This window comes from Bacteroides sp. 214 (assembly GCF_010501015.1).
Lineage (GTDB): Bacteria > Bacteroidota > Bacteroidia > Bacteroidales > Bacteroidaceae > Bacteroides.
Genome location: NZ_QVML01000015.1, coordinates 65782 through 88816, shown reverse-complemented (window position 1 = coordinate 88816; position 23035 = coordinate 65782). Strand labels below are relative to the sequence as shown.

Annotated in this window: 23 protein-coding genes; 8 read left to right on the top strand and 15 right to left on the bottom strand. The window is 41.1% G+C overall.

The window, feature by feature from the left end:
• The first annotated feature begins 28 nt into the window (after positions 1-28).
• Genes D0T50_RS10855 through D0T50_RS10840 form a run of 4 tightly spaced genes read left to right on the top strand, consistent with a single transcriptional unit; the run spans position 29 to position 2343 of the window.
• Positions 29-778 carry a MotA/TolQ/ExbB proton channel family protein gene (locus tag D0T50_RS10855; RefSeq protein ID WP_163223549.1) on the top strand — a complete coding sequence of 250 codons (750 nt, stop codon included), beginning with the start codon at positions 29-31 and terminating at the stop codon, positions 776-778.
• Positions 779-784: 6 nt separating this feature from the next.
• A complete protein-coding gene (locus D0T50_RS10850) occupies positions 785-1255 on the top strand; it encodes a hypothetical protein (RefSeq protein ID WP_163223548.1) in 471 nt (156 codons plus the stop codon).
• A gap of 33 nt (positions 1256-1288) precedes the next feature.
• Complete coding sequence (locus D0T50_RS10845) at positions 1289-1879, top strand: biopolymer transporter ExbD (RefSeq protein ID WP_163223547.1); 591 nt, start codon at positions 1289-1291, stop codon at positions 1877-1879.
• Positions 1879-2343 (top strand): biopolymer transporter ExbD, encoded by a 465-nt coding sequence (locus D0T50_RS10840; RefSeq protein WP_163223546.1) that lies wholly within the window; start codon positions 1879-1881, stop codon positions 2341-2343. The genes D0T50_RS10845 and D0T50_RS10840 overlap by 1 nt, the downstream gene beginning before the upstream one ends.
• A gap of 83 nt (positions 2344-2426) precedes the next feature.
• Here the strand turns inward: D0T50_RS10840 and D0T50_RS10835 are convergent, their stop codons facing one another.
• Positions 2427-2963 carry a GNAT family N-acetyltransferase gene (locus D0T50_RS10835; RefSeq protein WP_163223545.1) on the bottom strand — a complete coding sequence of 179 codons (537 nt, stop codon included), beginning with the start codon at positions 2961-2963 and terminating at the stop codon, positions 2427-2429.
• A 1-nt stretch (position 2964) separates the two neighbouring features.
• On the bottom strand, positions 2965-4245 hold the full coding sequence (locus D0T50_RS10830; RefSeq protein ID WP_163223544.1) for a M64 family metallopeptidase: 1281 nt from the start codon (positions 4243-4245) through the stop codon (positions 2965-2967).
• Positions 4246-4411: 166 nt separating this feature from the next.
• On the opposite strand from D0T50_RS10830, the gene D0T50_RS10825 reads away from it, so the two are divergent.
• Positions 4412-4888, top strand: a complete 477-nt coding sequence (locus tag D0T50_RS10825) for an Lrp/AsnC family transcriptional regulator (RefSeq protein WP_163223543.1) — start codon at positions 4412-4414, stop codon at positions 4886-4888.
• A 58-nt stretch (positions 4889-4946) separates the two neighbouring features.
• Here the strand turns inward: D0T50_RS10825 and D0T50_RS10820 are convergent, their stop codons facing one another.
• Genes D0T50_RS10820 through D0T50_RS10800 form a run of 5 tightly spaced genes read right to left on the bottom strand, consistent with a single transcriptional unit; the run spans position 4947 to position 8556 of the window.
• Positions 4947-5741: a thymidylate synthase gene (locus tag D0T50_RS10820; RefSeq protein WP_163223542.1), complete on the bottom strand. Its 795-nt coding sequence runs from the start codon at positions 5739-5741 to the stop codon at positions 4947-4949.
• 50 nt (positions 5742-5791) lie between these two features.
• Positions 5792-7066 (bottom strand): cardiolipin synthase, encoded by a 1275-nt coding sequence (cls, locus tag D0T50_RS10815; RefSeq protein ID WP_163223581.1) that lies wholly within the window; start codon positions 7064-7066, stop codon positions 5792-5794.
• Positions 7067-7097: 31 nt separating this feature from the next.
• A complete protein-coding gene (locus D0T50_RS10810; RefSeq protein ID WP_163223541.1) occupies positions 7098-7433 on the bottom strand; it encodes a DUF5056 domain-containing protein in 336 nt (111 codons plus the stop codon).
• A complete protein-coding gene (locus D0T50_RS10805; RefSeq protein WP_163223540.1) occupies positions 7420-7965 on the bottom strand; it encodes an RNA polymerase sigma factor in 546 nt (181 codons plus the stop codon). The genes D0T50_RS10810 and D0T50_RS10805 overlap by 14 nt, the downstream gene beginning before the upstream one ends.
• Before the next feature lie 3 nt (positions 7966-7968).
• Positions 7969-8556: a DUF6249 domain-containing protein gene (locus tag D0T50_RS10800; protein ID WP_163223539.1), complete on the bottom strand. Its 588-nt coding sequence runs from the start codon at positions 8554-8556 to the stop codon at positions 7969-7971.
• A 135-nt stretch (positions 8557-8691) separates the two neighbouring features.
• Here D0T50_RS10800 and D0T50_RS10795 point away from each other — a divergent pair, with 135 nt between their 5' ends.
• Together D0T50_RS10795 and D0T50_RS10790 are read left to right on the top strand one after the other, a co-directional pair.
• Positions 8692-9963 carry an rRNA cytosine-C5-methyltransferase gene (locus D0T50_RS10795; RefSeq protein ID WP_163223538.1) on the top strand — a complete coding sequence of 424 codons (1272 nt, stop codon included), beginning with the start codon at positions 8692-8694 and terminating at the stop codon, positions 9961-9963.
• Between the two features lie 221 nt (positions 9964-10184).
• Positions 10185-11003, top strand: a complete 819-nt coding sequence (locus tag D0T50_RS10790) for a hypothetical protein (RefSeq protein WP_163223537.1) — start codon at positions 10185-10187, stop codon at positions 11001-11003.
• Here D0T50_RS10790 and D0T50_RS10785 read toward each other — a convergent pair.
• Positions 10989-11669, bottom strand: a complete 681-nt coding sequence (locus D0T50_RS10785) for an HAD-IA family hydrolase (RefSeq protein ID WP_163223536.1) — start codon at positions 11667-11669, stop codon at positions 10989-10991. The two genes, D0T50_RS10790 and D0T50_RS10785, sit on opposite strands and share 15 nt — an antisense overlap.
• A gap of 130 nt (positions 11670-11799) precedes the next feature.
• Here D0T50_RS10785 and D0T50_RS10780 point away from each other — a divergent pair, with 130 nt between their 5' ends.
• On the top strand, positions 11800-12279 hold the full coding sequence (locus D0T50_RS10780; RefSeq protein ID WP_163223535.1) for a DUF5035 family protein: 480 nt from the start codon (positions 11800-11802) through the stop codon (positions 12277-12279).
• Between the two features lie 71 nt (positions 12280-12350).
• On the opposite strand, the gene D0T50_RS10775 is transcribed toward D0T50_RS10780, so the two are convergent.
• From D0T50_RS10775 to D0T50_RS10745, 7 genes are all read right to left on the bottom strand, one after another.
• Positions 12351-13691, bottom strand: coding sequence for a glucose-6-phosphate isomerase (locus tag D0T50_RS10775; protein ID WP_163223534.1), 1341 nt, complete (start codon positions 13689-13691; stop codon positions 12351-12353).
• 33 nt (positions 13692-13724) lie between these two features.
• Positions 13725-14720 (bottom strand): NAD(P)H-dependent glycerol-3-phosphate dehydrogenase, encoded by a 996-nt coding sequence (locus tag D0T50_RS10770; protein ID WP_163223533.1) that lies wholly within the window; start codon positions 14718-14720, stop codon positions 13725-13727.
• A gap of 9 nt (positions 14721-14729) precedes the next feature.
• Entirely contained in the window at positions 14730-16460 is a 1731-nt protein-coding gene (lysS, locus tag D0T50_RS10765) for a lysine--tRNA ligase (RefSeq protein WP_163223532.1), read from the bottom strand.
• Positions 16461-16632: 172 nt separating this feature from the next.
• On the bottom strand, positions 16633-18777 hold the full coding sequence (gene scpA, locus D0T50_RS10760) for a methylmalonyl-CoA mutase (protein ID WP_163223531.1): 2145 nt from the start codon (positions 18775-18777) through the stop codon (positions 16633-16635).
• 93 nt (positions 18778-18870) lie between these two features.
• Positions 18871-20730 carry a methylmalonyl-CoA mutase small subunit gene (gene mutA / locus D0T50_RS10755; protein ID WP_163223530.1) on the bottom strand — a complete coding sequence of 620 codons (1860 nt, stop codon included), beginning with the start codon at positions 20728-20730 and terminating at the stop codon, positions 18871-18873.
• A gap of 158 nt (positions 20731-20888) precedes the next feature.
• Complete coding sequence (locus tag D0T50_RS10750; RefSeq protein WP_163223529.1) at positions 20889-21938, bottom strand: mechanosensitive ion channel family protein; 1050 nt, start codon at positions 21936-21938, stop codon at positions 20889-20891.
• Positions 21939-22383: 445 nt separating this feature from the next.
• Positions 22384-23010 carry an AAA family ATPase gene (locus tag D0T50_RS10745; RefSeq protein ID WP_163223528.1) on the bottom strand — a complete coding sequence of 209 codons (627 nt, stop codon included), beginning with the start codon at positions 23008-23010 and terminating at the stop codon, positions 22384-22386.
• Positions 23011-23035: the final 25 nt, after the last annotated feature.

The window sequence follows — 23035 nt, the reverse complement described above, 5'->3', positions numbered from 1 at the left end:
TAATTAATCTTAAAAAATTAGACACACAATGAAAAAGTTATTTGCAATTGTTGCTGTAATGGGAGTCCTTTTATTTGGCGCAACAGAATTAGCTATGGCTCAAGATGCCGCACAACAAGCTACAGAAGTAGTAAGCGGTGGTATTCACAAAGAACTCAAAATCAAGTTTATTGAAGGTACCGCTTCATTCATGAGTTTGGTAGCTATTGCGTTGGTTATTGGACTTGCATTCTGTATTGAGAGAATTATTTATTTAAGTTTAGCTGAAATCAACTCGAAGAAGTTCATTGCTGCTATCGAAGCATTAATGGAAAAAGGTGATGTAGAAGGTGCTAAAGATTTGGCAAGAAATACAAGAGGCCCAATTGCTTCAATTTACTACCAAGGCTTGATGAGAATAGATCAAGGTATTGATGTAGTAGAAAAGTCGGTTGTTTCTTACGGTGGTGTACAAGCTGGTTACCTTGAAAAAGGTTGCTCTTGGATCACTCTGTTTATCGCTCTTTCTCCTTCATTAGGATTCTTGGGAACTGTAATCGGTATGGTTATGGCGTTTGACAAAATCCAACAAGTAGGTGATATTTCTCCAACAGTTGTTGCTGGTGGTATGAAAGTAGCTTTGATCACAACTATCTTCGGTTTGGTTGCTGCTATTATTCTTCAAATATTCTACAACTTTATCCTTTCTAAGATTGAAGCAATTACAAGTGAAATGGAAGACTCTTCTGTTACATTGCTTGACCTTGTAATCAAATACGATCTTAAATACAAAAAGTAATCGAAAATGAGTAAGTTAACATATAGAGCTTCATATTACGTACTCTATGCACTCTTTGCTGCAATCTTGGTAGTGCTGGGTATGTTTTTCCTCGGCGGTGAAATGGAAGAGCCGCTGGTGTATGAAATGTCTAATCCTAAACATACTGATACATTATTGTATTTGTTGTATGGATTGTTAGGATTTACAATTGTTGTAACGCTTGTTGCTGCTATATTCCAATTTGGTGCTGCATTGAAAGACAATGCTTGGGGAGCAATCAAGTCATTGTTAGGCGTAATCCTGTTTTTCTTGTTACTTGTAGTAACATGGAATCTGGGTAGCGGAGAAGAACTTGAGATTGTAGGTTATGAAGGTTCGGAAAATGTACCTTTCTATTTGAAAATGACCGATATGTTCCTTTATTCTCTTTATTTCTTGATGACATTCACTGTTGTTGCAATGCTTTTCAGTGGAATTAAAAAGAGACTTTCATAGTAGAGTTGTAACTCAATAAAAATAGTGTAGATAATGGCAAGAACCAAAAGGAAAGTTCCTGAAGTAAATTCAAGTTCTACAGCTGACATCGCTTTTATCATTCTTATCTTCTTCTTGGTAACTACTTCTATGGATACCGACAGAGGTTTGGCAAGACGTTTGCCACCTCCACCGGAAGACAACACAGAAGAAACCATTGATGATATTAAGAGACGTAATATTCTTGTTGTCCTATTGAGTGCCGGTGGTGACTTGATGTGTGGCGATGATTATATTCAGGTAGGCGAATTGAAACAACGCGTGAAAGAATTTGTAGCCAATCCATATAATGATGATAAGTTGCCCGAGAAGATTGCTAAAGATGTAAATTTCTTTGGGTCAACAATGGTTACACTTAATCACGTTGTATCATTACAGAATGACCGTGGAACTTTGTACCAAGCTTATATAGATGTTCAGAATGAGGTAGTTGCTGCCTACAATGAGTTAAGAAATGAACTAGCTCAAGAAAAGTGGCAGAAAGACTACAATGCTCTAGACGAAGATAGGCAAAAAGCAATTCGTGAAATTTATCCTCAGCGTATTTCTGAGGCAGAACCTAAAAATTACGGAGGAGGTAAGTAATGGCAAAATTTAATAAAACGGGCAAACGTGAAATGCCCCAATTAAACACGTCTTCGTTACCTGACCTTATCTTTACCTTGTTGTTCTTCTTTATGATTGTAACAACAATGCGTGAGGTAACCTTGAAAGTGCAATTTACAACTCCAACAGCTACCGAGTTAGAAAAGTTGGAAAAGAAATCGTTGGTAACATTTATATATGTAGGTAAACCAACTAAAGAATTGCAAAAAGTAATGGGTACTGAAAGCCGTATTCAGTTGAACGACCAGTTTGCTGAGGTTTCTGAAATACAAGATTATATCTTTCAGGAAAGAGCAAGTATGACTGAGGAAGATGCATCATTGATGACTGTGTCATTGAAAATTGACCAAGAAACAAAGATGGGTATCGTAACCGATATTAAGCAAGCGCTTCGTCAATCTTATGCATTGAAAATTAACTATTCTGCTAACTTACGTCAGTAAGAATACGTTATATCATAAAACTAAAAGGAGAGGTAATTGGTTTGCCTCTCCTTTTTTTGTTACCAAAAATCCAGATGTTTTAGTTATTTATTTACACCATATACTTCTTTGTATAAAGTGGCTTTTATCAGTTCAAAATCTGTTGTATTTACTAAATCGCCATGGACCATTACGTACATAGGGAGTGGTTTTGCACCATGCTTATAGGGAGGTTGTACGTACTCCTCTTTCCATAGTTCAAACCCAAGCCTTTGATAGAAATTTATTCTACGTTCAGACATCTCATCTTCGGGGTACTCCACCTCTAATACTACCGGGTGATTTAGCTGTTGTAGCAGGTGAGCGATTGCTTTTTGCCCGTATCCTCCGTTCCTTAGTTTGCTATCGATGGCAAAATGCTCTACATAATGAAACTTCTCGAAGCTCCAGAAGGTAAGAATACCAATAGGGGTATTATCGTTCAATATAATGTTATAATGAAAGTGCTGCAATGAGTCAACATATTGACGAAGTTCGTTCAGGTCGCGATACTCATCGGATGGGAATGATTGCGTCATCAGTTCCTCGCCATACTTATATAACTCTTTATCGTTGGTGGTAATTTGTTTTAATTTAATCATACTACTCTGTGTAAAAACTAATAATTCGTTTAATTGCTCGTTGGCATACCTTACAAAATGATGGATAACTGTTTGTGCGCATTCTACAATCATCTGCCGGGCGATAGATGTTTTTTGAAGCATAGCCTCCTCCTTCGTAAACGCCTATGGGGTATTTTTGCTTGTCGTTAACCAGGGTGGGGATAGGGGTTTCTTGTTGTAACATGTCTTTCCATTTGGACTCAAAATGAACCAATGTGCTGATGTTCTGTTCCCATGGCTCTACATCAAGCGGATACATATCGCTCATGACATCATTTTCATAAAAATACTCATCGCCCAATCCAGCAAAGCTATGCCCGAACTCGTGTACTACCACTGGTCTGAAATGTTGATGATGCGCTGTCGTCAAGGTGTAAGCATTGTATATGCCGCCTCCACCATACTCTGTTGTATTGGCAAGTATGATGATGTGTTCGTATGGAATGCCGGCAAGTGCATCGTGAATGGCTTTGACATTGGGTGTAGTGAGGTATCTGTCCGAATAGAAAGTACTAAAATGCGAACCAAAAGCAGTTTGCTTCCAATCCTCTTTCGCAGGAACACTTACACCACTGTTTTTTGACGATGAGGCTACTGCGATGATATTGAATTTATTTCTTAACGTGGTAAATGGTTCGTGTGCAAAAATACTCTCGCATGCTATTTGTGCATCTTGGTAGAAAATATCCATTTCTTCTTCTCTATACCCCTCGGCTAAAATAGCCACATCGATGCAATGTTCTTCTTCGCCATTTTTCAGCAAATACTTGAATGGTGTAATGTGGCTATTTCCCTTTCGGTGTATCAATACATCATCTGGTCGAACGGTATGCTTTAACAATGCAACCACCTCTTGACGCATATTCAATAGTGTTATTTCAATTTCTGTCTCTTTCAGTGGATAGGGTAGTAAGAACGTATTTTCGAAGGCTTTGTCCAGTTGCTGTGCCTCCTGGGTACTGAGCCATTCTTGAAAAAGCGAGGAAAAAGAAGTCTTGTAGATGCAAGTTCCGCTTGCTTTGTCGGTCATTGTGATCTGTCCGTTGCCTAGCAATGGTAATTTGTCCAGGTAATGTTTTCTGCCCGCCCACGTGGGGAGTTGACTATATCCGTTCAGTGAAATATGTTGGCTGGTAGCATCACCCGAGAAAATGTAATCCACTCTAAGTGTCTTGTTGATGAAATAATCCTCAAAGACTTGTGCGTTAATACTGGCGAAAAACAAACTGATAAAGAAGAATACGGCTACTGTCCTTTTCATGGTTTATATTTTTTGTTATTACAAATATAGGGAATCTATCTTCCAATTACTTCTTTTTTTGCGTTGAAACTATCAATTCGTAGCAAAAGTTCCGAAAATTTGCATAACTTTGTCATATAAGATTGATAGAATATTGTATTATTGAAAACTTGAAATAAGCTAATATATGGGATACCATCAATTGGACGAATTGGATGAGCAAATTCTGCAAATGATTGCGGGAAATGCAAGAATTCCTTTCTTGGAAGTAGCAAGAGCATGCAATGTATCGGGTGCTGCTATTCATCAACGTGTTCAGAAACTAACAAGTCTAGGAATCCTGAAAGGATCGGAGTATATCATTGATGCAGAGAAAATTGGCTACGAAACCTGTGCCTATATCGGTATTTATCTACGTGAGCCGGAGTCCTTCAATGATGTAATTGCGGCACTTAAAAGAATACCTGAGGTAGTAGAGTGTCATTATACTACTGGCAAATATGATATGTTTATAAAGATATATGCTCGTAACAACCATCACTTGTTAAGCATTATACATGATAAGCTACAGCCACTTGGTTTATCGCGCACAGAAACACTGATATCTTTTCATAATGAAATCAGGCGACAGATTCCGATTGTGCTTGAGGAAGAGAATTATTAGTATATCCAAAAAACACAAAACGCCGCATATGTTACTGTATGCGGCGTTTTTGTTTATATTATACGGAAACTTTTCCTGCTATATGCGGATGTGGATCGTAGTCCTTTAATTCAAAATCCTCAAACTTGAAGCTAAATATATCTTTCACTTCCGGGTTGATAATCATCTGTGGCAATGATCGCGGTGTGCGTGTAAGCTGTAGCTTTACCTGCTCCAGATGATTGAGGTAGATATGTGCATCTCCAAATGTATGAATGAATTCGCCAGCCTGTAGTCCGGTAACCTGTGCAACCATTTGCAACAACAAGGCATACGATGCAATGTTGAAAGGGACTCCCAGAAAAATATCTGCGCTACGCTGATATAGCTGCAAACTCAACTTACCGTTTGCCACATAAAACTGGAAGAAAATGTGACAGGGTGGGAGGTTCATGTTATTTATATCCGCTACATTCCAAGCACTAACCAGCATCCTGCGCGAATCCGGATTATTCTTAATTGTATTTATCACTTCTGTGATTTGGTCTATATGTCCTCCTTGATAATCGGGCCATGAGCGCCATTGATAGCCATAAACATGTCCGAGCTCTCCGTTTTCGTCTGCCCATTCATTCCAAATGCGCACGCCATTATCTTGCAGATACTTAACATTGGTATCTCCTTGCAAGAACCAGAGTAATTCGTGTATGATGGACTTTAGATGTAGCTTTTTGGTAGTAAGACAAGGAAATCCTTGCGACATGTCAAAGCGCATTTGATGACCAAATACACTAATGGTACCTGTGCCGGTGCGATCTTCCTTTTGTGTACCTTCTGCAAGGACTCTATCTAACAAATCTAAATATTGCTTCATGGTTTGAATCTCTTTTTGTAGAACACAAAGGTCGTTTTTTTTTATAAAACTTACAAGAAAGGAGTAAACAAATGGGCAAACCAACAGGTGAATCTCTTCCATTTGGACTTCTTTTTCCAGATGGCTTTGGTCAACACAGTGCTATCTTCCTTATCATCTTCAAAGATAGTGGTGAGTTGTTTTGTAATTCCTTTGTCAAAAAGAAAAGCATTTGTTTCATAATCCCATCGCAGACTTCGGCTGTTCAGGTTGGTAGACCCGATAGTACAGAAAGCGTCGTCTATCATCATGATTTTGGAATGATGAAATCCGCCGTTGTACATAAAAACTTCTGCGCCACGTTTGGATAGTTGCCAACTTTTATAGAGCGAAGCATCCGGTGTAAAGGATATATCCGATTTACTTGATATCATAATTTCTACATCTACCCCACGGTCAATGGCTTTCTTGAGGGCTTTGTTGATAGACTTGGTGGGAACAAAATATGGATTGATGATTTGGATCTTATGCTCTGCCGCATCAATGGACTTTGCGTATGTTCGACGAATAATTTTGGGCGAAACACATGGAATTCTGTCTACAATGGCAATTGCTTCGTGATGATTGGGGTATTCGCTATAATCAATATCCGGGAAGTAATCTTCCCCTTCGATCTTCTGTTTGCTTACTTTGTTCCAAATACTTAAAAATATTTGTTGTAATTCTTTTACCGCATCACCCTCCAGTCGAAGGTGCATATCTCTCCATTCTCCGATTTTGGGTAACCCGTGAATGTAATAATCAGCAACATTCATGCCACCTGTATAGCCTATTCTTCCGTCTATGATAACTATTTTCCGGTGGTCGCGATGAAAAACATGATTGATATATGGAAACTTGATTGGATCAAACTTACGAAGATCTATTCCTTTTGCCCGCACAGCTTTGATGTCTTTCTTTTTTAATGGCTTGCTGTTGGACCAATTTCCAAATGCATCGAACAGGAGTCTAATTTGCACTCCTTCGTTTGCTTTGATTGCCAGCAGGTCGAACAAGGCGTTAGCGATGGAATCATTCCTGAAATTGAAGTACTCCATGTGTATATGGTGTTTGGCTTCTCTGACGGATTGAAAGAGGTCGTTGAATTTTGTTTTACCATCAGGAAGTATTTTACTGGCGTTGTTTGTGGTTGTAGCAATGCCTCTTTGGCGGAGGTAGTCAATAACAACTGAATCGCTCGACGTTTGTCGAGCTTCCTTGCTTACCGCCGTTGCAAAATCGTGGGTGGTTTGCGCTTGTATAGTTCCTGTTAGTAAAACCAGCAGGAACAGTATTCTTCTATATATTGGCAATTTTGTCTGTTTCTAGGTTATTTGGTTATTCGGTGGTGTATGAATTAATTCTCTGGAATCCAAGATAGACCACTACTGTTGCAATGCCCAGCAACGTTGTAATGTCAATAGCGGTAATGCCATGTTGTACAATATTGATAAATGCCTGCTGCAAAGCTCCAAGTATATTTTGTACACCATCGAGGAGGATAAATAAAAGAATGGAAACAACAGCACAAAGTATGGTTAGTATTTGTGCAATTCTTTTATTTTCGCGTCCTGGCAAGTTTTTCATGACACGTGAAGAGAAACCGTTATCTTCAATCTCTTGCTTGTTCTGGTTGAAAAATTCCTTCAACAATATATCATCATTTTCCTTCATAACCGTTTTGTTTTAGGTAACCGGATAGCTTTTCTTTGCCTCTCGACAGGTGCGATTTAACTGTTCCCGTCGGGCAATTTACAATTTCTGCAATCTTTTCTATGGCAGTATCTTCCATATAAAAAAGCGTAATGCAGCTTCGCTCTATCTCTTTCAATGTTTTCATCGCTTCATAGATATCCATTTTTCTACCGATGTTTTCTTGTTCGGTGTGGTGGATGTTGTCTATTTCGCGACTATCAAAATCCGCTGTTTCTTTTCTACTGCGAATATAGTCATAAAAAACATTATATGCAATTCTGTATAACCAAGTAGAAAAACTGGACAAGTTCTTGAACGAGCCCAGATTTGTATATGCTTTTATGAACGTATCTTGTGCTAAGTCATCACTCAATTCGATATCACCGCATGTCAGGTTCTGAAAGAAACGTCTGATTTGCGATTGGTACTTATGTACTAACTGGTCGAAGGCCCTGGTGTTTTTGAACACCACGACCTGTGCGACCAACGATATGTCGTTGAGCTGACTCATTTATTATTTGTTGTTCTGCCCGGTGTAGTAAATGACCACCTGTCCGAATCCAGTAAACATAACCAGTAGTCCTACACATGCTACGCCAAAGTGTCCGGTTAACGCCCAAAGGAAGACGAAGATTCCTGCACCGGCAAACACATTCCCTATTCCTTTTCTGCGTAAGGCGTCGTCACTGAGGTGTTTATCAACACTTTTTAGAAAGTTATCGGGTAGGGGCTGTCCCGACTCTAATGCTTTTTCTATCAGCCTATATTTCTCCTTTCTGTTTTTATTTTTGTAATGAAGCGAGATAAAAACAATGGCTATAGGGAATCCAAATACCATAATTATAGCAAAGATGGATGTCAGGTTGTTATCGTCGAAATTCATCGATACATCTACTTTCTTCTCTCTTTTTGCCTTTTTCTTACTTTTCTCCGAATTGGAGGTAGCACTATCCGGGGTGTCTGTCCAGCTTATTGCTTCATCTTCGGATATACTTTTTTCTACTTTAACGTTTCCTGTGGAGTCGTCAAGAATAACTTCTTGTTGTGCAAATGCTGTGTGTACAACAAAGGCGGTTACTAACAATAATAATATACGTTTCATTTTACTTGGTTTTTTGTTTGGTTTAATCGTTAGACGTAAGAAGTTCCGTTGAAAGTTGCAACGGGTCGCATTTTTTTTGATATTTGCGGTGAAGTTACGTACATTTTGCGACTTCTTCTTTATAAATAATTGGAAATGAACCTACCACACGACTTTGTAGAGCAAATAAAGACTCTTCTGGGAGAAGCTGAAAGTACCCGTTTTTTTCAAGCGCTGCAAGAACCAACGCCTATAAGCATCCGGTTGAATCCGTTGAAACAAACATCTTTGAATTCGCCCATGCTTGCAGATGCTGTGCCTTGGTGTGATGCGGGGTATTTTCTTTCCGAACGGTTAACTTTTACCTTCGACCCGCTTTTTCATGCAGGTTGTTACTATGTGCAAGAGGCGGCATCCATGTTTTTGGAACAAGCAGTGAAGCAATATGTAAAAGATGCGGTGCTGGCTTTAGACCTTTGTGCTGCTCCCGGAGGTAAATCCACGCACTTGCGGAGCTTGCTTCCCGAAGGTAGTCTGCTCGTAGCCAACGAAGTAATACGTAACCGTTCTCAAGTACTTGCCGAAAATCTCACTAAATGGGGGCATCCCGATGTGGTGGTAACAAACAATGATCCGGCTGATTTCGGTAAGTTAGAAAATCAGTTTGATGTAATTTTAACCGATGTTCCTTGTTCCGGCGAAGGAATGTTTCGCAAAGACCCTGCCGCTATTGATGAGTGGAGCTTGGCAAATGTAGAAATATGCTGGCAGCGGCAACGGCGAATACTTGCCGATATTTGGCCTTGCCTAAAACCGGGTGGCGTGCTTATATATAGTACATGTACCTATAATACAAAGGAGAATGAAGAAAACGTAGCTTGGCTTATGACGGAGTTTGGAGCGGAATCATTACAGGTCGAAACACCGGACGAATGGAATATAACCGGCAACCTCTCTACACACAATTTTCCTGTTTATCGCTTTTTGCCACATAAAACTAAAGGAGAAGGTTTCTTTATGGCGATTCTTCGCAAACCAGCCGAGGATATCAATCTGCGTATGGGTGATGTAAAAAACTTATTGAACAAACATCTACGTGTTATTCGCCCGGCAGGCATTGAACCGGGTGTGGTAAAGGGAAAAGATGTCATTCCATCTCATGCGTTGGCAATGAATGCTGTTGGTAAGCCTCTTTCATATCCAACGCATGATTTAACCTACGAACAAGCTATTGCCTACTTGCGTCGCGAGGCGGTGGTGCTCGATTCGTCTGCACCTCGTGGCTATTTGTTGGTAACTTATAAGCAGATTCCGCTTGGATTTGTAAAGAACATAGGTAACCGTGCCAACAACCTTTATCCACAAGAGTGGCGCATACGGAGCGGTTACCTTCCGGAAAATCTAACAACGCTTTTCTCGCGCGATTAATGCTTATGGTTCTTGCTCCGAATGCTTATGGCATTTGCTCTGAATGCTTATAGTATCCGAGTCGAATGCTTATAGTATTTGATCCAAATGCTTATGGCTCTTCGACCAGCTGCTTATAGCTGCTATAATATCCTTAATCGATGCTTAAATATTAATAATATACGGAAATTGTGCTATTTTTGTAGATAATTAGAAATAATAAGAATCCTTAGGTTGGTTATATGAAAGCAATTATTTACTCACTTCTGGCAGCATTCCTCTTTTTGGCTTGCGACTCAAAAGCTCCTTCACAAACAGCTTATGATACACTGAACCGTTCCAACAAGGAACTTGCCGAAAAAGTGAGGCTGTTGCAAGATTCTCTACATCAAAAACATAACTCTTTGCAATATACTCTTGGTGAAGCGGAATTGCTTTACTTGGCAGGAGATAGTGCCGGACTTGCCCATATAAAAACACGCTTAGAGACCGACTCGCTGACCACGGAGCTAATTCGTGTGAATGAAATGTTGTCAAACCTGAGTGAATTACAACATGATATAAATTCGACCGATAGACTGGAACGACAGAAATTTATTGATTTGCTGCATCAGCGCAAGGATATAAACGAAGAGATAACCTGGTACGAAAATACCTTTTTCACCCATACTATTTTGCACAACTTCTTTTCGCTTTATGTTGGTGTGAGCAACAATAACGTATGGATGCGTTTAAGAATGAATTACTATGGTGTGGAAGAGCTTTCATTCTTTAAGACTGCACTCTTGTCCGACAATATTGAGATACCCATCCCCTTTATGGATTCGCGCGATAAGCGTACGGAGTTTCGTGGTGGTTATTATTGCGAATGGATAAACATCTATGTGTCTCACGAACTACTCGAAAAGCTTCGCGTCATTATGAACGACAAACACATCCGTATGGTCTTTACGGGTACTACTACCTATACATACGAAATTACGGCAAATGAGATAAAGGCGATGAAAGAAATGGTGGAGGCATACGACGTGCTTCGCGCGCAGTTCTTACCTTTGCCTTAAGATATCCATCAGTTTCTCCCAGTAATCTGCCAACGCTTGCATAGAAGGAAACAGCATATCGGCACCAGCATTCAATAAAGCGTTGTCATCCAGCGGACCGGTATTTACCGCAATGGTAAAAATACCAGCTGCCACTCCCGATTCTACACCGAGCGGCGCATTTTCTATAACAATGGCTTCGTTGGCTTGCAGATTTCCCTTCTCCAATGCCATAAGGTAAGGTTCCGGGTTTGGCTTTCCGTGCTTTACATCAAAAGCGGTTACCATGCGCTCTTGGCTGAATGTGTTTGGGAAATTATGTTCTAAACGATCTAATAACGAGGCTTGCCCCGAACCAGTAACAATAAAAGGAATTAATCCGCTTGCCTTTACTTTAGCCAACACCTCTGGTGTGCCATCCATAACTTGGGCTTCGGAGTAACTATTGAATAAGGTTGACTTGTCGCTGTATATTTGTTCTATCTCTTCTTGAGTAGCGTTGCGTCCTAGCTCGCGTTGAAAAACAATATTGATGGTAGAAGCTCCTGTACGCCCTTCGTGCATATAAGCCTCTTCTTTACTTAGTGTCATCTGGTGTTGCTTCATGGCTTTGTGCCATGCTTCTGCATGGTAAGGCATTGAATTAAATAGAACGCCGTCCATGTCAAATAGTACTGCTTTTATCATTAAATATATATTGTTATAATCGATCCTGCAAAGGTACAATAAGTTGCTGGAGTATAAAACTCACGATACAACTATTTGGTTTTTTGAAGATTATGTCTATTTTTGCAAAGAGAACAGTGAAAGGGTATATATGAAACATTTATTTGCATTGTTGTGTGTTTGTTTTTTTGTGCTGAGTTGTGCGGATGACCAAGCCAATGCGCCGTTAATAAAGATTGACGGTGTATATATTAATAGCGACAAAACAAACTATAGCCAGCACATAGAGTCTATCCCACAGCTAACTATAGGCGATGTGATTAGTTTTTCATTAACGCTTGATGGCAATGGATATGATCTGAAGACTTTCCTCCTGAAAAATGAGAATCAAGACATAGATATAAACTTGTGTTGCGACGAAGATAAAATGTCGAAGGATTTCTCTGTACCCGAAGAAGGACAGGTGATATTTGTAGATGATATTAACCACATTTCTATAGATATAGATGCAACTGTAGTGAAGTTCTCTGAAGATATGTCTGTGCTTGCTTTTTATCTCTTTTCTAAAGGAAAAGATTCGGAAGGCGCAGTGGTGAAAATACCATTGGAAATGGTAGAGCTTGCAGAATAGTAACTGATATTCATATATAAGAAATGCCCGCAGGACTTCCCGCGGGCATTTCTTATATAGTGTGTTTTGTTTTATTTCAATCTTGCCTGTATTGCTTTCGACTCTTCTTCAAAGCCAGGTTTGTTCAGCAATGCAAACATATTCTTTTTGTATGCTTCAACTCCGGGTTGGTCGAATGGGTTGACTCCCAATACATATCCGCTGATGCCACAACCTACTTCAAAGAAATAGAGTAGCTCACCCAAGTTATATTCATTGATGGTTTCCATAGTAAGGCGAATGTTGGGTACACCACCATCTATATGGGCTATTTGCGTTCCAAGCTCTGCCATCTTGTTTACCTCATCCACACGTTTGCCTGCGAGGAAGTTTAACCCGTCGAGGTTTTCGCTATCCGAAGGAACGGTCAATTTGTTGTGAGTGTGTTCTACCGAGATAACAGTTTCAAAGATGGTGCGTTCGCCGTCTTGAATCCATTGTCCCATGGAGTGTAAATCAGTAGAAAAATCAACAGCAGCAGGGAATATGCCCTTATGCTCTTTGCCTTCCGATTCGCCGTATAGTTGCTTCCACCACTCGCTGATATAGTGTAATTTAGGATTGTAGTTTACTAAAATTTCTATCTTTTTTCCATTCTTGTAGAGCTCATTGCGCACGGCAGCGTAAATAGCAGCGGGGTTCTTAGCAAAAGGAACATCCACACCGCAAGCTTTTTCCATAGCAGTAGCTCCTGCTACAAATTGTACAATGTCAAATCCGGCAACAGCAATAGGGAGTAGACCAACCGGGGTCAATACCGAGAAGCGGCCACCTACATTATCTGGAATGATAAATGATTTGTATCCTTCTTTGTCAGCAGTGATACGCGCAGCTCCTTTTTTTGCATCGGTAATTGCTACAATTACTTTTTTGGCAACTTCTTTACCGCGTTGGTCTTCACATTGTTTCTTCAACAAACGGAAGGCTAAGGCTGTTTCGGTGGTCGTACCCGATTTGGATATATTGATTACGCCAAACTTCTTTCCTTTGAGGAATTCAGTAAGTTCAAATAAGTAATCTTCGCCGATATTGTGTCCGGCATAAATAATAACCGGGTCTTTCTTCTCTTCTTTCAACCAACTGAAGCTATTGGATAGTGCTTCGATAATAGCACGTGCTCCCAAGTAGCTACCGCCAATACCTGCTACCACTACATAATCGCAGTGCTCTCTCAATACTTTGGCTGTATTGTTAATGTCAGCTAAGAAATCTGTTGTGATAGACGAAGGCAAGTGTAACCAACCCAAGAAGTCGTTTCCTTTACCCGTTCCGTTCTCCAAAGCTTCTCTGGCTGCTTTGGCTTTAGCCTCATACGCAGCCACCGAGTCTTTCGATATAAAATCAAAAGTCTTCTCAATGTGTAAAGTAATCATATTGTAAAAGTTTTAAAGATTATCGTTGTTACCTTATCTGAAAGAATCCGTAAGCAGCTTTATCTCAATCGCAGGCGAAATTCGTTCGTATAATATATTGTAAACAGCGTCGAGTATCGGCATGTTCACATGATAATGTTTATTTATCTCTTTTATACATTTGGTGCCGTAGTAGCCCTCTGCGATCATCTCCATTTCTATCTGTGCACTCTTAACGGAATAGCCTTTACCAATCATGGTGCCAAAGTTGCGGTTGCGGCTGAAGCGGGAGTAACCCGTAACCAACAAGTCGCCCAAGTAGGCGGAATCAATAATGTTTCTGTCTATCGGGTAAACCGTATTAAGGAAGCGGTTCATTTCTTGAATAGCATTCGCAATCAGCACAGCCTGAAAGTTATCGCCATATTTCAATCCGCTACAGATACCGGCAGCAATGGAATATACATTTTTCAACACCGAGCCATATTCTATTCCAATAACATCATCACTAACCGAAGTCTTGATGTAGCTGCCACTTAGCTTACGTGCCATAAGACGCGCTTTCTCTTTATCGGGACATGCTATGGTTAAATAAGATAGACGTTCGAGCGCTACTTCTTCGGCATGACAAGGACCTGCAAGAACAGCAATGTTCTCGGCAGGCACATTGTAGGCTTTGTTGAAGTATTCGGATACAATTAAGTTGTCATCGGGTACTATACCTTTAATAGCTGTGATGATAAACTTATCTTTCAGCTTTACTTTCAGCTTTTTGAGATGAAGTTTAAGGTAAGGGGATGGAGTTACAAATATGAGCGTGTCACAATTGGTTACTACCTCATTGATGTTGGAACTGAAGTTAATGCGTTTAGTGTCAAACCGAACACCAGTAAGGTAAGACGGATTGTGCCCCAACCGTTTGAAGTCAGTAATTGTATCATCCCGTCGTATATACCACGTTATTGTTTCTTCCTGCGCCAATACTATCTTTGCGATAGCAGTAGCCCAGCTTCCTCCTCCCATGATGGCTATCTTACCGGGTAGTTTCATGCTTGCTGATTAAGCGTTGATTTTTTTAATCCATTCCGCCACATCGTTAACCGACAAGGCTGCCAACTCCAATTTGTATTTCTTATTGATGCCACAAATGTCTTGGTGTAACTTTTGCGGATTAACATCTTTCATCTCTTCTACCAAGTTGTATCCTGCTTTTTGCAGCACAGGTACCCATGCTTCAGGAACACCCAATTCCATGTACTTAGCGGTAGCGTCTTTTTTGATTGTCTTTTCGGGACGCATTTGCGGAAAGAACAAAACTTCCTGAATGGCTTCTTGTCCCGTCATAAGCATAGTTAGACGGTCCATGCCAATACCCATTCCCGAAGTAGGAGGCATACCATATTCCAGTGAGCGTACAAAGTCAAGGTCGATAAACATCGCTTCATCGTCTCCCTTTTCAGAGAGTTTCATTTGATCTTGGAAACGTCCCAACTGGTCTACCGGGTCGTTTAGTTCAGAGTAAGCGTTAGCTATTTCCTTGCCATTTACCATGAGTTCGAATCGTTCCGTCAAATCCGGATTATTGCGATGACGCTTGGTCAACGGTGACATCTCGATAGGATAGTCAATGATAAATGTGGGTTGTATGTAGTTTCCTTCGCAGAACTCGCCAAAAATTTCATCAATAAGTTTACCCTTGCCCATGGTTTCGTCTACTTCCATGTTGAGCAGCTTGCACACTTCGCGGATTTCTTCTTCGCTCTTTCCCGCTAAGTCATGCCCAGTGAATTCTTTGATAGAATCGAGCATGGTAACTCTTTTATAAGGAGCTTTCAGGTTGATTGTTTTGTCGCCTACTTGCACTTCGGTCGTTCCGTTGGTGTCGAGGCATATCTTTTCAATCATCTGCTCGGTGAATTTCATCATCCAGTTGTAGTCTTTATAGGCTACATATATTTCCATGCAGGTAAACTCTGGGTTGTGGGTTCTGTCCATACCTTCGTTGCGGAAGTTTTTGGAGAACTCATACACTCCCTCAAATCCACCTACGATTAGTCTCTTGAGGTAAAGCTCATTTGCAATACGCAAGTACAATGGCATATCCAACGCATTGTGATGTGTAATGAACGGACGTGCCGCAGCTCCACCGGGTATAGATTGAAGAATAGGGGTTTCTACCTCCATATATCCTTGTGCGTTGAAGTATTCGCGCATGGAGTTGTAAACTTTCGTGCGTTTGATAAAGATATCTTTGATGCCCTCGTTTACTGCTAAGTCCACATAACGCTGACGATAGCGCAATTCAGGATCTTCGAAAGAATCATACGCCACACCGTCTTTGTATTTTACGATAGGTAGTGGCTTGATAGATTTCGCCAACACGGTTAATTTCTTAGCGTGTATGCTGATTTCGCCCATCTGTGTGCGGAACACAACACCTTCTATACCAATAAAATCTCCTAAGTCAAGCAGACGTTTGAATACAACATTGTAAAGGTCCTTGTTCTCACCCGGACAAATATCATCGCGTGTGATGTATACTTGAATACGTCCTTTTGAATCTTGCAACTCTATGAATGACGCTTTCCCCATAACGCGGCAACTCATCATACGACCAGCTACCGAAACCTTGCGAGGTTCGTCTTCATCTTTAAACGTTTCTTTTATTTCTGTGGAATATGCGTTTACATTATATTCTGCTGCCGGATAAGGCTCAATGCCCATTGCGCGAAGTTCATTCATGCTGTTGCGACGAAGAACTTCCTGCTCACTCAGTTCTAATATGTTCATTCTATTGCGTATTTACTCAATTACGAGGCAAAAGTACAAAAGATTTCTCAAATTATTATACAAAAGATTGGGTAATTACGGAAGAGGTGCTTTGTGGATGGCTGCAGAAGACAAAAAAGCGGGAATGTACTACATACACTCCCGCTTTTATAGCTATTTGTATTGTTAGATCTTATTCGTCCAGCAATATCTCCAATATCTGGCAAGCGGCTTTCGATACCGAAGTACCCGGGCCGAAGATAGCTGCTACACCTGCTTTGTAGAGGAAGTCATAGTCTTGTGCGGGGATAACACCTCCGGCAATAACGATGATGTCTTCGCGACCCAACTTCTTGAGCTCTTCAATAATTTGCGGAACAAGTGTTTTATGACCGGCAGCCAATGAAGAAACACCCACGATGTTTACGTCGTTCTCTACTGCTTGGCGAGCTGCTTCGGCAGGAGTTTGGAACAATGGTCCCATGTCTACGTCGAATCCGCAGTCGGCATAACCTGTTGCTACTACTTTGGCTCCACGGTCATGACCGTCTTGCCCCATTTTCGCAACCATAATACGTGGTTGACGACCTTCTTTCTTGGCAAACTTTTCGGCAAGTTCGGTTGCGCGGGCAAAGTCTGCGTCGTTCTTACTTTCTGATGAATACACGCCTGATATGGTTCTGATTACTGCTTTATAACGTCCCACGATTGTTTCGCAGGCATATGAAATCTCGCCTAATGTAGCACGTACACGCGCTGCTTCTACAGCAAGTTCCAATAAGTTACCTTTACCTGTTTCCACACTTTCGGTGATGGCTTTGAGGGCTGCCTGTACTTTGGCTTCATCGCGTCCTTCTTTCAATTCTTTCAGACGTTCGATTTGTTCTTTACGTACGGCTGTGTTGTCAATTTCCAGAATGTCAATCGGATCTTCTTTTTCCAAACGATACTTATTTACGCCTACAATGGTTTGCGTACCAGCATCAATACGTGCTTGTGTACGTGCCGCAGCTTCTTCGATACGCATTTTAGGAATACCGGTTTCAATAGCTTTTGCCATACCACCAAGACTTTCTACTTCTTGGATAAGTTCCCATGCTTTGTGTGCTATCTCATTCGTTAGCGTTTCAACATAGTAAGAACCTCCCCATGGGTCTACATTCTTGGTCACATACGTTTCTTCCTGAATGTAGATTTGTGTATTACGAGCTATACGAGCCGAGAAATCGGTAGGTAATGCAATTGCTTCGTCGAGTGCGTTGGTGTGCAAGGATTGTGTGTGTCCCAATGCGGCAGCCATTGCTTCAATACAGGTACGACCTACGTTGTTGAATGGGTCTTGCTCTGTAAGCGACCATCCCGATGTTTGCGAGTGTGTGCGCAGTGCCAGTGATTTTGGGTTTTTAGGATTGAATTGTTTTACAATCTTCGCCCACAACAAGCGAGCAGCACGCATTTTGGCAATCTCCATGAAATGGTTCATTCCAATAGCCCAGAAGAATGACAAGCGAGGTGCAAATGCATCAATGTCAATTCCGGCGGCAGTACCTGCGCGGAGATATTCCAATCCGTCTGCAAGGGTATATGCCAATTCTATATCGGCGGTAGCACCAGCTTCTTGCATGTGGTAGCCCGAAATAGAGATGGAGTTGAACTTAGGCATCTTTTGCGATGTGTATTCAAAGATGTCCGAAATGATTTTCATTGAGAATGCAGGTGGGTAGATGTATGTGTTACGCACCATAAATTCTTTCAAAATATCATTCTGGATAGTTCCTGCCAGTTCTTCCAGTTTGGCTCCTTGCTCCAAACCGGCATTGATATAGAATGCAAGTACCGGAAGTACAGCGCCATTCATGGTCATAGACACTGACATTTTGTTGAGTGGAATACCGTCGAACAATACTTTCATATTCTCCAACGAGCAGATAGAAACACCTGCTTTACCAACGTCGCCTACCACACGTTCGTGGTCGGGGTCGTAACCGCGGTGTGTTGCCAAGTCAAAGGCAACCGACAACCCTTTTTGACCGGATGCCAAGTTGCGACGATAGAATGCGTTCGACTCTTCGGCAGTAGAGAAACCGGCATATTGGCGGATTGTCCACGGACGAAGTGTGTACATTACAGAATAGGGTCCACGAAGAAACGGAGGGATACCGGCAGCATACTGCAGGTGCTCCATGTTTTCCAAGTCTTCTTTGGTATAAACAGGCTTCACGTTGATGTGCTCCGGAGTTTCCCAAGTAGCAGCAATGTTGTTAGCCTTTTGCCATTCAACTCCGTTGGCGGGTTGAATACCGGCGAAAATATCTATATTTTTAAAATCGGGTTTCATTGTTTCTTTTCTTTTGAAATACTTAGTTTTGCTTAGTTGCACAGAGTCTTTAATTAAAACCAAGTGCTGCTTAGCGTAACTCAGCGTTAAATCTTATTTCAATAATTCTGCATTATAAGCCTTCAATGTATCCAACACGTTCGAACGAACATTGATGAAGTTCTCAATACCTGCCGCTTTCAGTTCATCCATATTGGCAGGAGCACCTGCAACGATAAACATAGCGCGACCGTTCAATGCTTTCAATGCGGGAATAGCATACTCGGCATATTCGTCATCGCTGGAGCAAAGCACCACAATGTCTGCCTTTGCAGCCATAGCGCTCTCTACACCTTCTTCTACGGTTGAAAAACCCAGATTGTCTACAACTTCGTATCCGGCACAAGCCAAGAAGTTGCATGCAAATTGCGCACGAGCTTGACGCATAGCCAGATTACCGATGGTAAGCATGAAGGCCTTTGGACGTTTGCCCGATGTCTCTGTTTCTAAGCGAAGTGCTTCGAACTCGCTGGCGGCGCGGTCAAAGTTCAATACCTCCACTTCTTTTTCACACTCTTCTTTGCCACCACAGCAGCAAGTGCAAGTTGCAGGTTTCTTGTTGCCGGCAACTTCGGTAAAGTTAGGATATTGGTTGGTTCCCAATAGAACTTCTTTACGCTGTGCTATAGCTTTATGACGGTTTTTACCCGTCTCATTGATAGCTTGTTGTACGCTTCCTGCTTTTACAGCTGCGTAGAAACCACCTTCTTCTTGTACTTTAAGGAAGATGTTCCAAGCTTCTTTAGCAATAGAAATAGTGAGATTTTCGATGTAGTATGAACCTGCAGCCGGGTCTACTACTTTGTCAAGATGAGATTCTTCTTTCAACAATAATTGTTGATTGCGGGCAAGACGCTCGGAGAAATCATCGGGTGTTTGATATGTTTTATCAAAAGGAGTTACTGTAATAGAATCTACGCCGGCAAGGGCAGCACTCATAGCTTCGGTTTGTGTACGAAGTAAGTTTACGTGTGCATCAAACAGGGTAAGATTATAGGTTGATGTTTCGGCATGAGCTTGCATACAGGCACTTCCAGTCAAATCTTCGGGTTTGAACTGTGCCACGATGTTTGACCAAAGTAGGCGCGCAGCGCGGAATTTTGCAATTTCGAGGAAGTAGTTGGAACTAATACCAAAGTTGAATTTAATTCTCTTTGCTATGAGGCTGGCAGGAAGACCAATCTCTGTTAGCTGTTGGATATATTCGCAACCCCAAGCCAAGGCGTATCCTAATTCTTGTGAAATGTAGGCACCGGCATTGTTCAACGAAATAGCGTTTACGTTCAGTACGCGGTAAAGTGGGAGTGGCTGGATGGCTTCGATCAATGCTTTAGAAGTTTGCACCAAGTCACCTTTTTCTTTGCCGTTCTTCAGCATTTTGTTGAAGAAGTCATAATTGATAGAACCGCGCAATTCCTTAGAGTTGTAATCTTTTTTGTGAAAGTACGCCACAAGTATCTCAGCAAGTTTAACCACTTGGCGTTGGCAGGTAGAGAAGTTAAGCTCTACGGCTTCGGCGTGAATGTTGTTGAGAAGTGTTTCGATGTATGCTTCGTCCAAATCTTTCCCTTTGATAGAGAAACTCAATGAATCAATGCCCTTACTAAGAATATCCAATGCTTTTGCGTTGGCTTCTTCCGGACATTCGACACAGATTTCTTGACGAATCATCCAACTGTTGTTTTTTCGTGTGCCTCTTAAGTAGGGGTATTCGCCCGGAAGCGCATCGGTAGTTTTCAACCCTTCTAAGTCTTCTTGACGGTAGAAAGGTTTTACTTTGAATCCTTCGTTTGTTTTCCAAACGAGTTTCTTCTCATAATCAGCTCCTTTTAAGTCGGCTGTTACTTTCTCCATCCATTGCTCGGTAGATACGGGAGAAAAGTCAGAGAAGAGTCTTTCTTTTTTGTCTGCCATAGTTCAATTCAAATTTAAAATTGAAGATTATTTAATGTGTTAAATGAATATCCTTTTATTAATAAATTAAGATACAAATATACGGATAAACTTAAAAGGAGTCCCTCTTTTAAGTTTTATTCGCACACTTATTTGACTTTTTGATAGTTGCTCACTTTTTATTCTTTCTCCAGATATATTGTTTGTGTGGGAAACGCAAAGTCGAGCCCGGCTGTATTGAATGCTGTGAGTATCTCCATGTTAGTATTAGAGATAACCGCCTGCTTATCTCCTTTCTTTTCAATGAAGAAAATGAAGGTGATGATGAGTGCTGAGTCGGCAAAGTCCGAGAAGTATACCTTTAGATCTTTGGGCGAAACGTGTTGTACCTTATTGGGTATATTTTGTAAAATATCCATCGCTTCCTTCATCTTTTCGGGCGAGGTATTGTAGGTTAGCCCCAGCTTCATGGTTATTCTTCGCATAGGCTCGGATGAAATATTGACGATTGAGGTATCGGCAACCTTGTAGTTGGGGAAGGTAATGATGCGTTTGTCGTAGTTGCGCATTTTAGTGCTGCGTATGCCAATGTCTATGATAGTGCCTTCATGGCTATCTACCCGTATCACATCTCCAATGGTAAATGGTCTGTCGGTAAGGATGGTAAATGCCGCGAAGATGTTTTTAATCGTATCTTGTGCAGCCAGTGCAAAAGCGATCCCCCCTATACCCAATGTGCTAATCAGCGCAGTGATGTTTACCCCGGTGTTGCTTAATGCAATGGCGGAACCAATGAGCCAGACAATAGTCAGCACTGTTCGCTTGATAATCGGCATCATTCTTGCCTGTATTTTTTTCTCTTGATGTCCTTTGTTTTTTTGCCATTGCTCGTCCAGCAAATTGGAACAGAAACGGGAAATGAGCCATGTAACGTTGAGGATAACCAGTATGGTGTACGATATTTCTATCACATCAAAGAACTCTTTGGAGAGTGTTAGCTGCAATAAAGCTATCCAAAGTCCGAGCAATACGATTCCAAATCTGATGGGCGACTCTATCGAATTGTAGAAAATATCGTCTATCGTATTGGCACTTTTAAGAACTAACGGCTTGATGACTTTTTTAAGAATAACCGAAACGAGTTTCATAACAACGAGTGTGCATAATAACACAATCGCGAAAATTCCCCATTGTTGGACGGAGTTGTCCCAAATCACTGTATCTAACATGTTTTATTATTTTTTTAGTTGACAAAATAAGCACTAATAAAATTATTACGCAACAGTGAATAGCATGAATTGTAGATAATTGTAGACGTGCCTATGGATGAGTGGTCGTCAGCCATAGGCTGACGGGTCGTGAAACTATGGCTGACGGGTCGGATACCATAAGCATTTGAGGTGAATGCCATAAGCATCCGACTCGGATACCATAAGCATTGTAGAAGCTGTCCTTGACTTGTTTCAATTTTTGACTGCATTTTACTTCACTTCTGACTGCATTTTGCATCGTTTTTGACTGCATTTTACTACAAAAAACAGTCAAAATTTCGTGTGAAGGTCTTGTGAAATCAAAAAGGGAGGGTCTTCACAGGTAACTTGTTTGCTGTCATTTGGTTACAGCGTTTTGTGAAGGTGAAGACCTATTTCGTGAAACTTCGTTTGGAGATGTTTTTTACTGTTGCAGCTTCTTCTTCACAAATTCTTCAATCATCGTAGTGGTCTCTTCGATGCCCAGTATAGAAGAGTCTATGCAAAGATGATAAGTTTCTGCTACTCCCCATGTTTTGTAACTGTAGTAGTTGTAGTATTCTGCGCGTTTCTTGTCTGTGCGCAAAATTAAATCTTCGGTTTCGGTTTGCGATAATTGAGTATATTCGCGTACTCGCTTAATGCGATCCTCGCGTGAAGCGGTTATGAATACATTCACAGCACGTGGATGGTCGCGAAGAATATAATCGGCACATCGTCCAACAAACAAGCACGAACGCTCTTCTGCCAATTTGCGAATCACATCGCTTTGAATCTTAAAGATACTATCGTTGTTGAAGTAGTTGGCATAGGGCATGTTATCGGTAAAGAGCGAAAAGCGTGCTCCCCATACACTTCCCATAATGGTTTGTGAAGGTTTCTCGTCAGCTTTCTCAAGAAATTCGGGACAAAGCCCACTCTCTTTTGAGGCGATGTTAATCAGTTCTTTGTCGTAAAACGAGATGCCGAGTCGCTTGGCAAGGCTTTCTCCAATGAGGCGACCACCACTACCTAGTTGGCGACCGATATTGATGACGAATTTATCTTCCATGATGAGGGCTCTTTTTATTGTTGTT

Coding starts and splice junctions, on each gene's coding strand:
- D0T50_RS10855 (WP_163223549.1), top strand. CDS start 29: ATGAAAAAGTTATTTGCAATTGTTGCTGTAATGGGAGTCCTTTTATTT.
- D0T50_RS10850 (WP_163223548.1), top strand. CDS start 785: ATGAGTAAGTTAACATATAGAGCTTCATATTACGTACTCTATGCACTC.
- D0T50_RS10845 (WP_163223547.1), top strand. CDS start 1,289: ATGGCAAGAACCAAAAGGAAAGTTCCTGAAGTAAATTCAAGTTCTACA.
- D0T50_RS10840 (WP_163223546.1), top strand. CDS start 1,879: ATGGCAAAATTTAATAAAACGGGCAAACGTGAAATGCCCCAATTAAAC.
- D0T50_RS10835 (WP_163223545.1), bottom strand. CDS start 2,963: ATGATTAAATTAAAACAAATTACCACCAACGATAAAGAGTTATATAAG.
- D0T50_RS10830 (WP_163223544.1), bottom strand. CDS start 4,245: ATGAAAAGGACAGTAGCCGTATTCTTCTTTATCAGTTTGTTTTTCGCC.
- D0T50_RS10825 (WP_163223543.1), top strand. CDS start 4,412: ATGGGATACCATCAATTGGACGAATTGGATGAGCAAATTCTGCAAATG.
- D0T50_RS10820 (WP_163223542.1), bottom strand. CDS start 5,741: ATGAAGCAATATTTAGATTTGTTAGATAGAGTCCTTGCAGAAGGTACA.
- D0T50_RS10810 (WP_163223541.1), bottom strand. CDS start 7,433: ATGAAGGAAAATGATGATATATTGTTGAAGGAATTTTTCAACCAGAAC.
- D0T50_RS10805 (WP_163223540.1), bottom strand. CDS start 7,965: ATGAGTCAGCTCAACGACATATCGTTGGTCGCACAGGTCGTGGTGTTC.
- D0T50_RS10800 (WP_163223539.1), bottom strand. CDS start 8,556: ATGAAACGTATATTATTATTGTTAGTAACCGCCTTTGTTGTACACACA.
- D0T50_RS10795 (WP_163223538.1), top strand. CDS start 8,692: ATGAACCTACCACACGACTTTGTAGAGCAAATAAAGACTCTTCTGGGA.
- D0T50_RS10790 (WP_163223537.1), top strand. CDS start 10,185: ATGAAAGCAATTATTTACTCACTTCTGGCAGCATTCCTCTTTTTGGCT.
- D0T50_RS10785 (WP_163223536.1), bottom strand. CDS start 11,669: ATGATAAAAGCAGTACTATTTGACATGGACGGCGTTCTATTTAATTCA.
- D0T50_RS10780 (WP_163223535.1), top strand. CDS start 11,800: ATGAAACATTTATTTGCATTGTTGTGTGTTTGTTTTTTTGTGCTGAGT.
- D0T50_RS10775 (WP_163223534.1), bottom strand. CDS start 13,691: ATGATTACTTTACACATTGAGAAGACTTTTGATTTTATATCGAAAGAC.
- D0T50_RS10770 (WP_163223533.1), bottom strand. CDS start 14,720: ATGAAACTACCCGGTAAGATAGCCATCATGGGAGGAGGAAGCTGGGCT.
- lysS (WP_163223532.1), bottom strand. CDS start 16,460: ATGAACATATTAGAACTGAGTGAGCAGGAAGTTCTTCGTCGCAACAGC.
- scpA (WP_163223531.1), bottom strand. CDS start 18,777: ATGAAACCCGATTTTAAAAATATAGATATTTTCGCCGGTATTCAACCC.
- mutA (WP_163223530.1), bottom strand. CDS start 20,730: ATGGCAGACAAAAAAGAAAGACTCTTCTCTGACTTTTCTCCCGTATCT.
- D0T50_RS10750 (WP_163223529.1), bottom strand. CDS start 21,938: ATGTTAGATACAGTGATTTGGGACAACTCCGTCCAACAATGGGGAATT.
- D0T50_RS10745 (WP_163223528.1), bottom strand. CDS start 23,010: ATGGAAGATAAATTCGTCATCAATATCGGTCGCCAACTAGGTAGTGGT.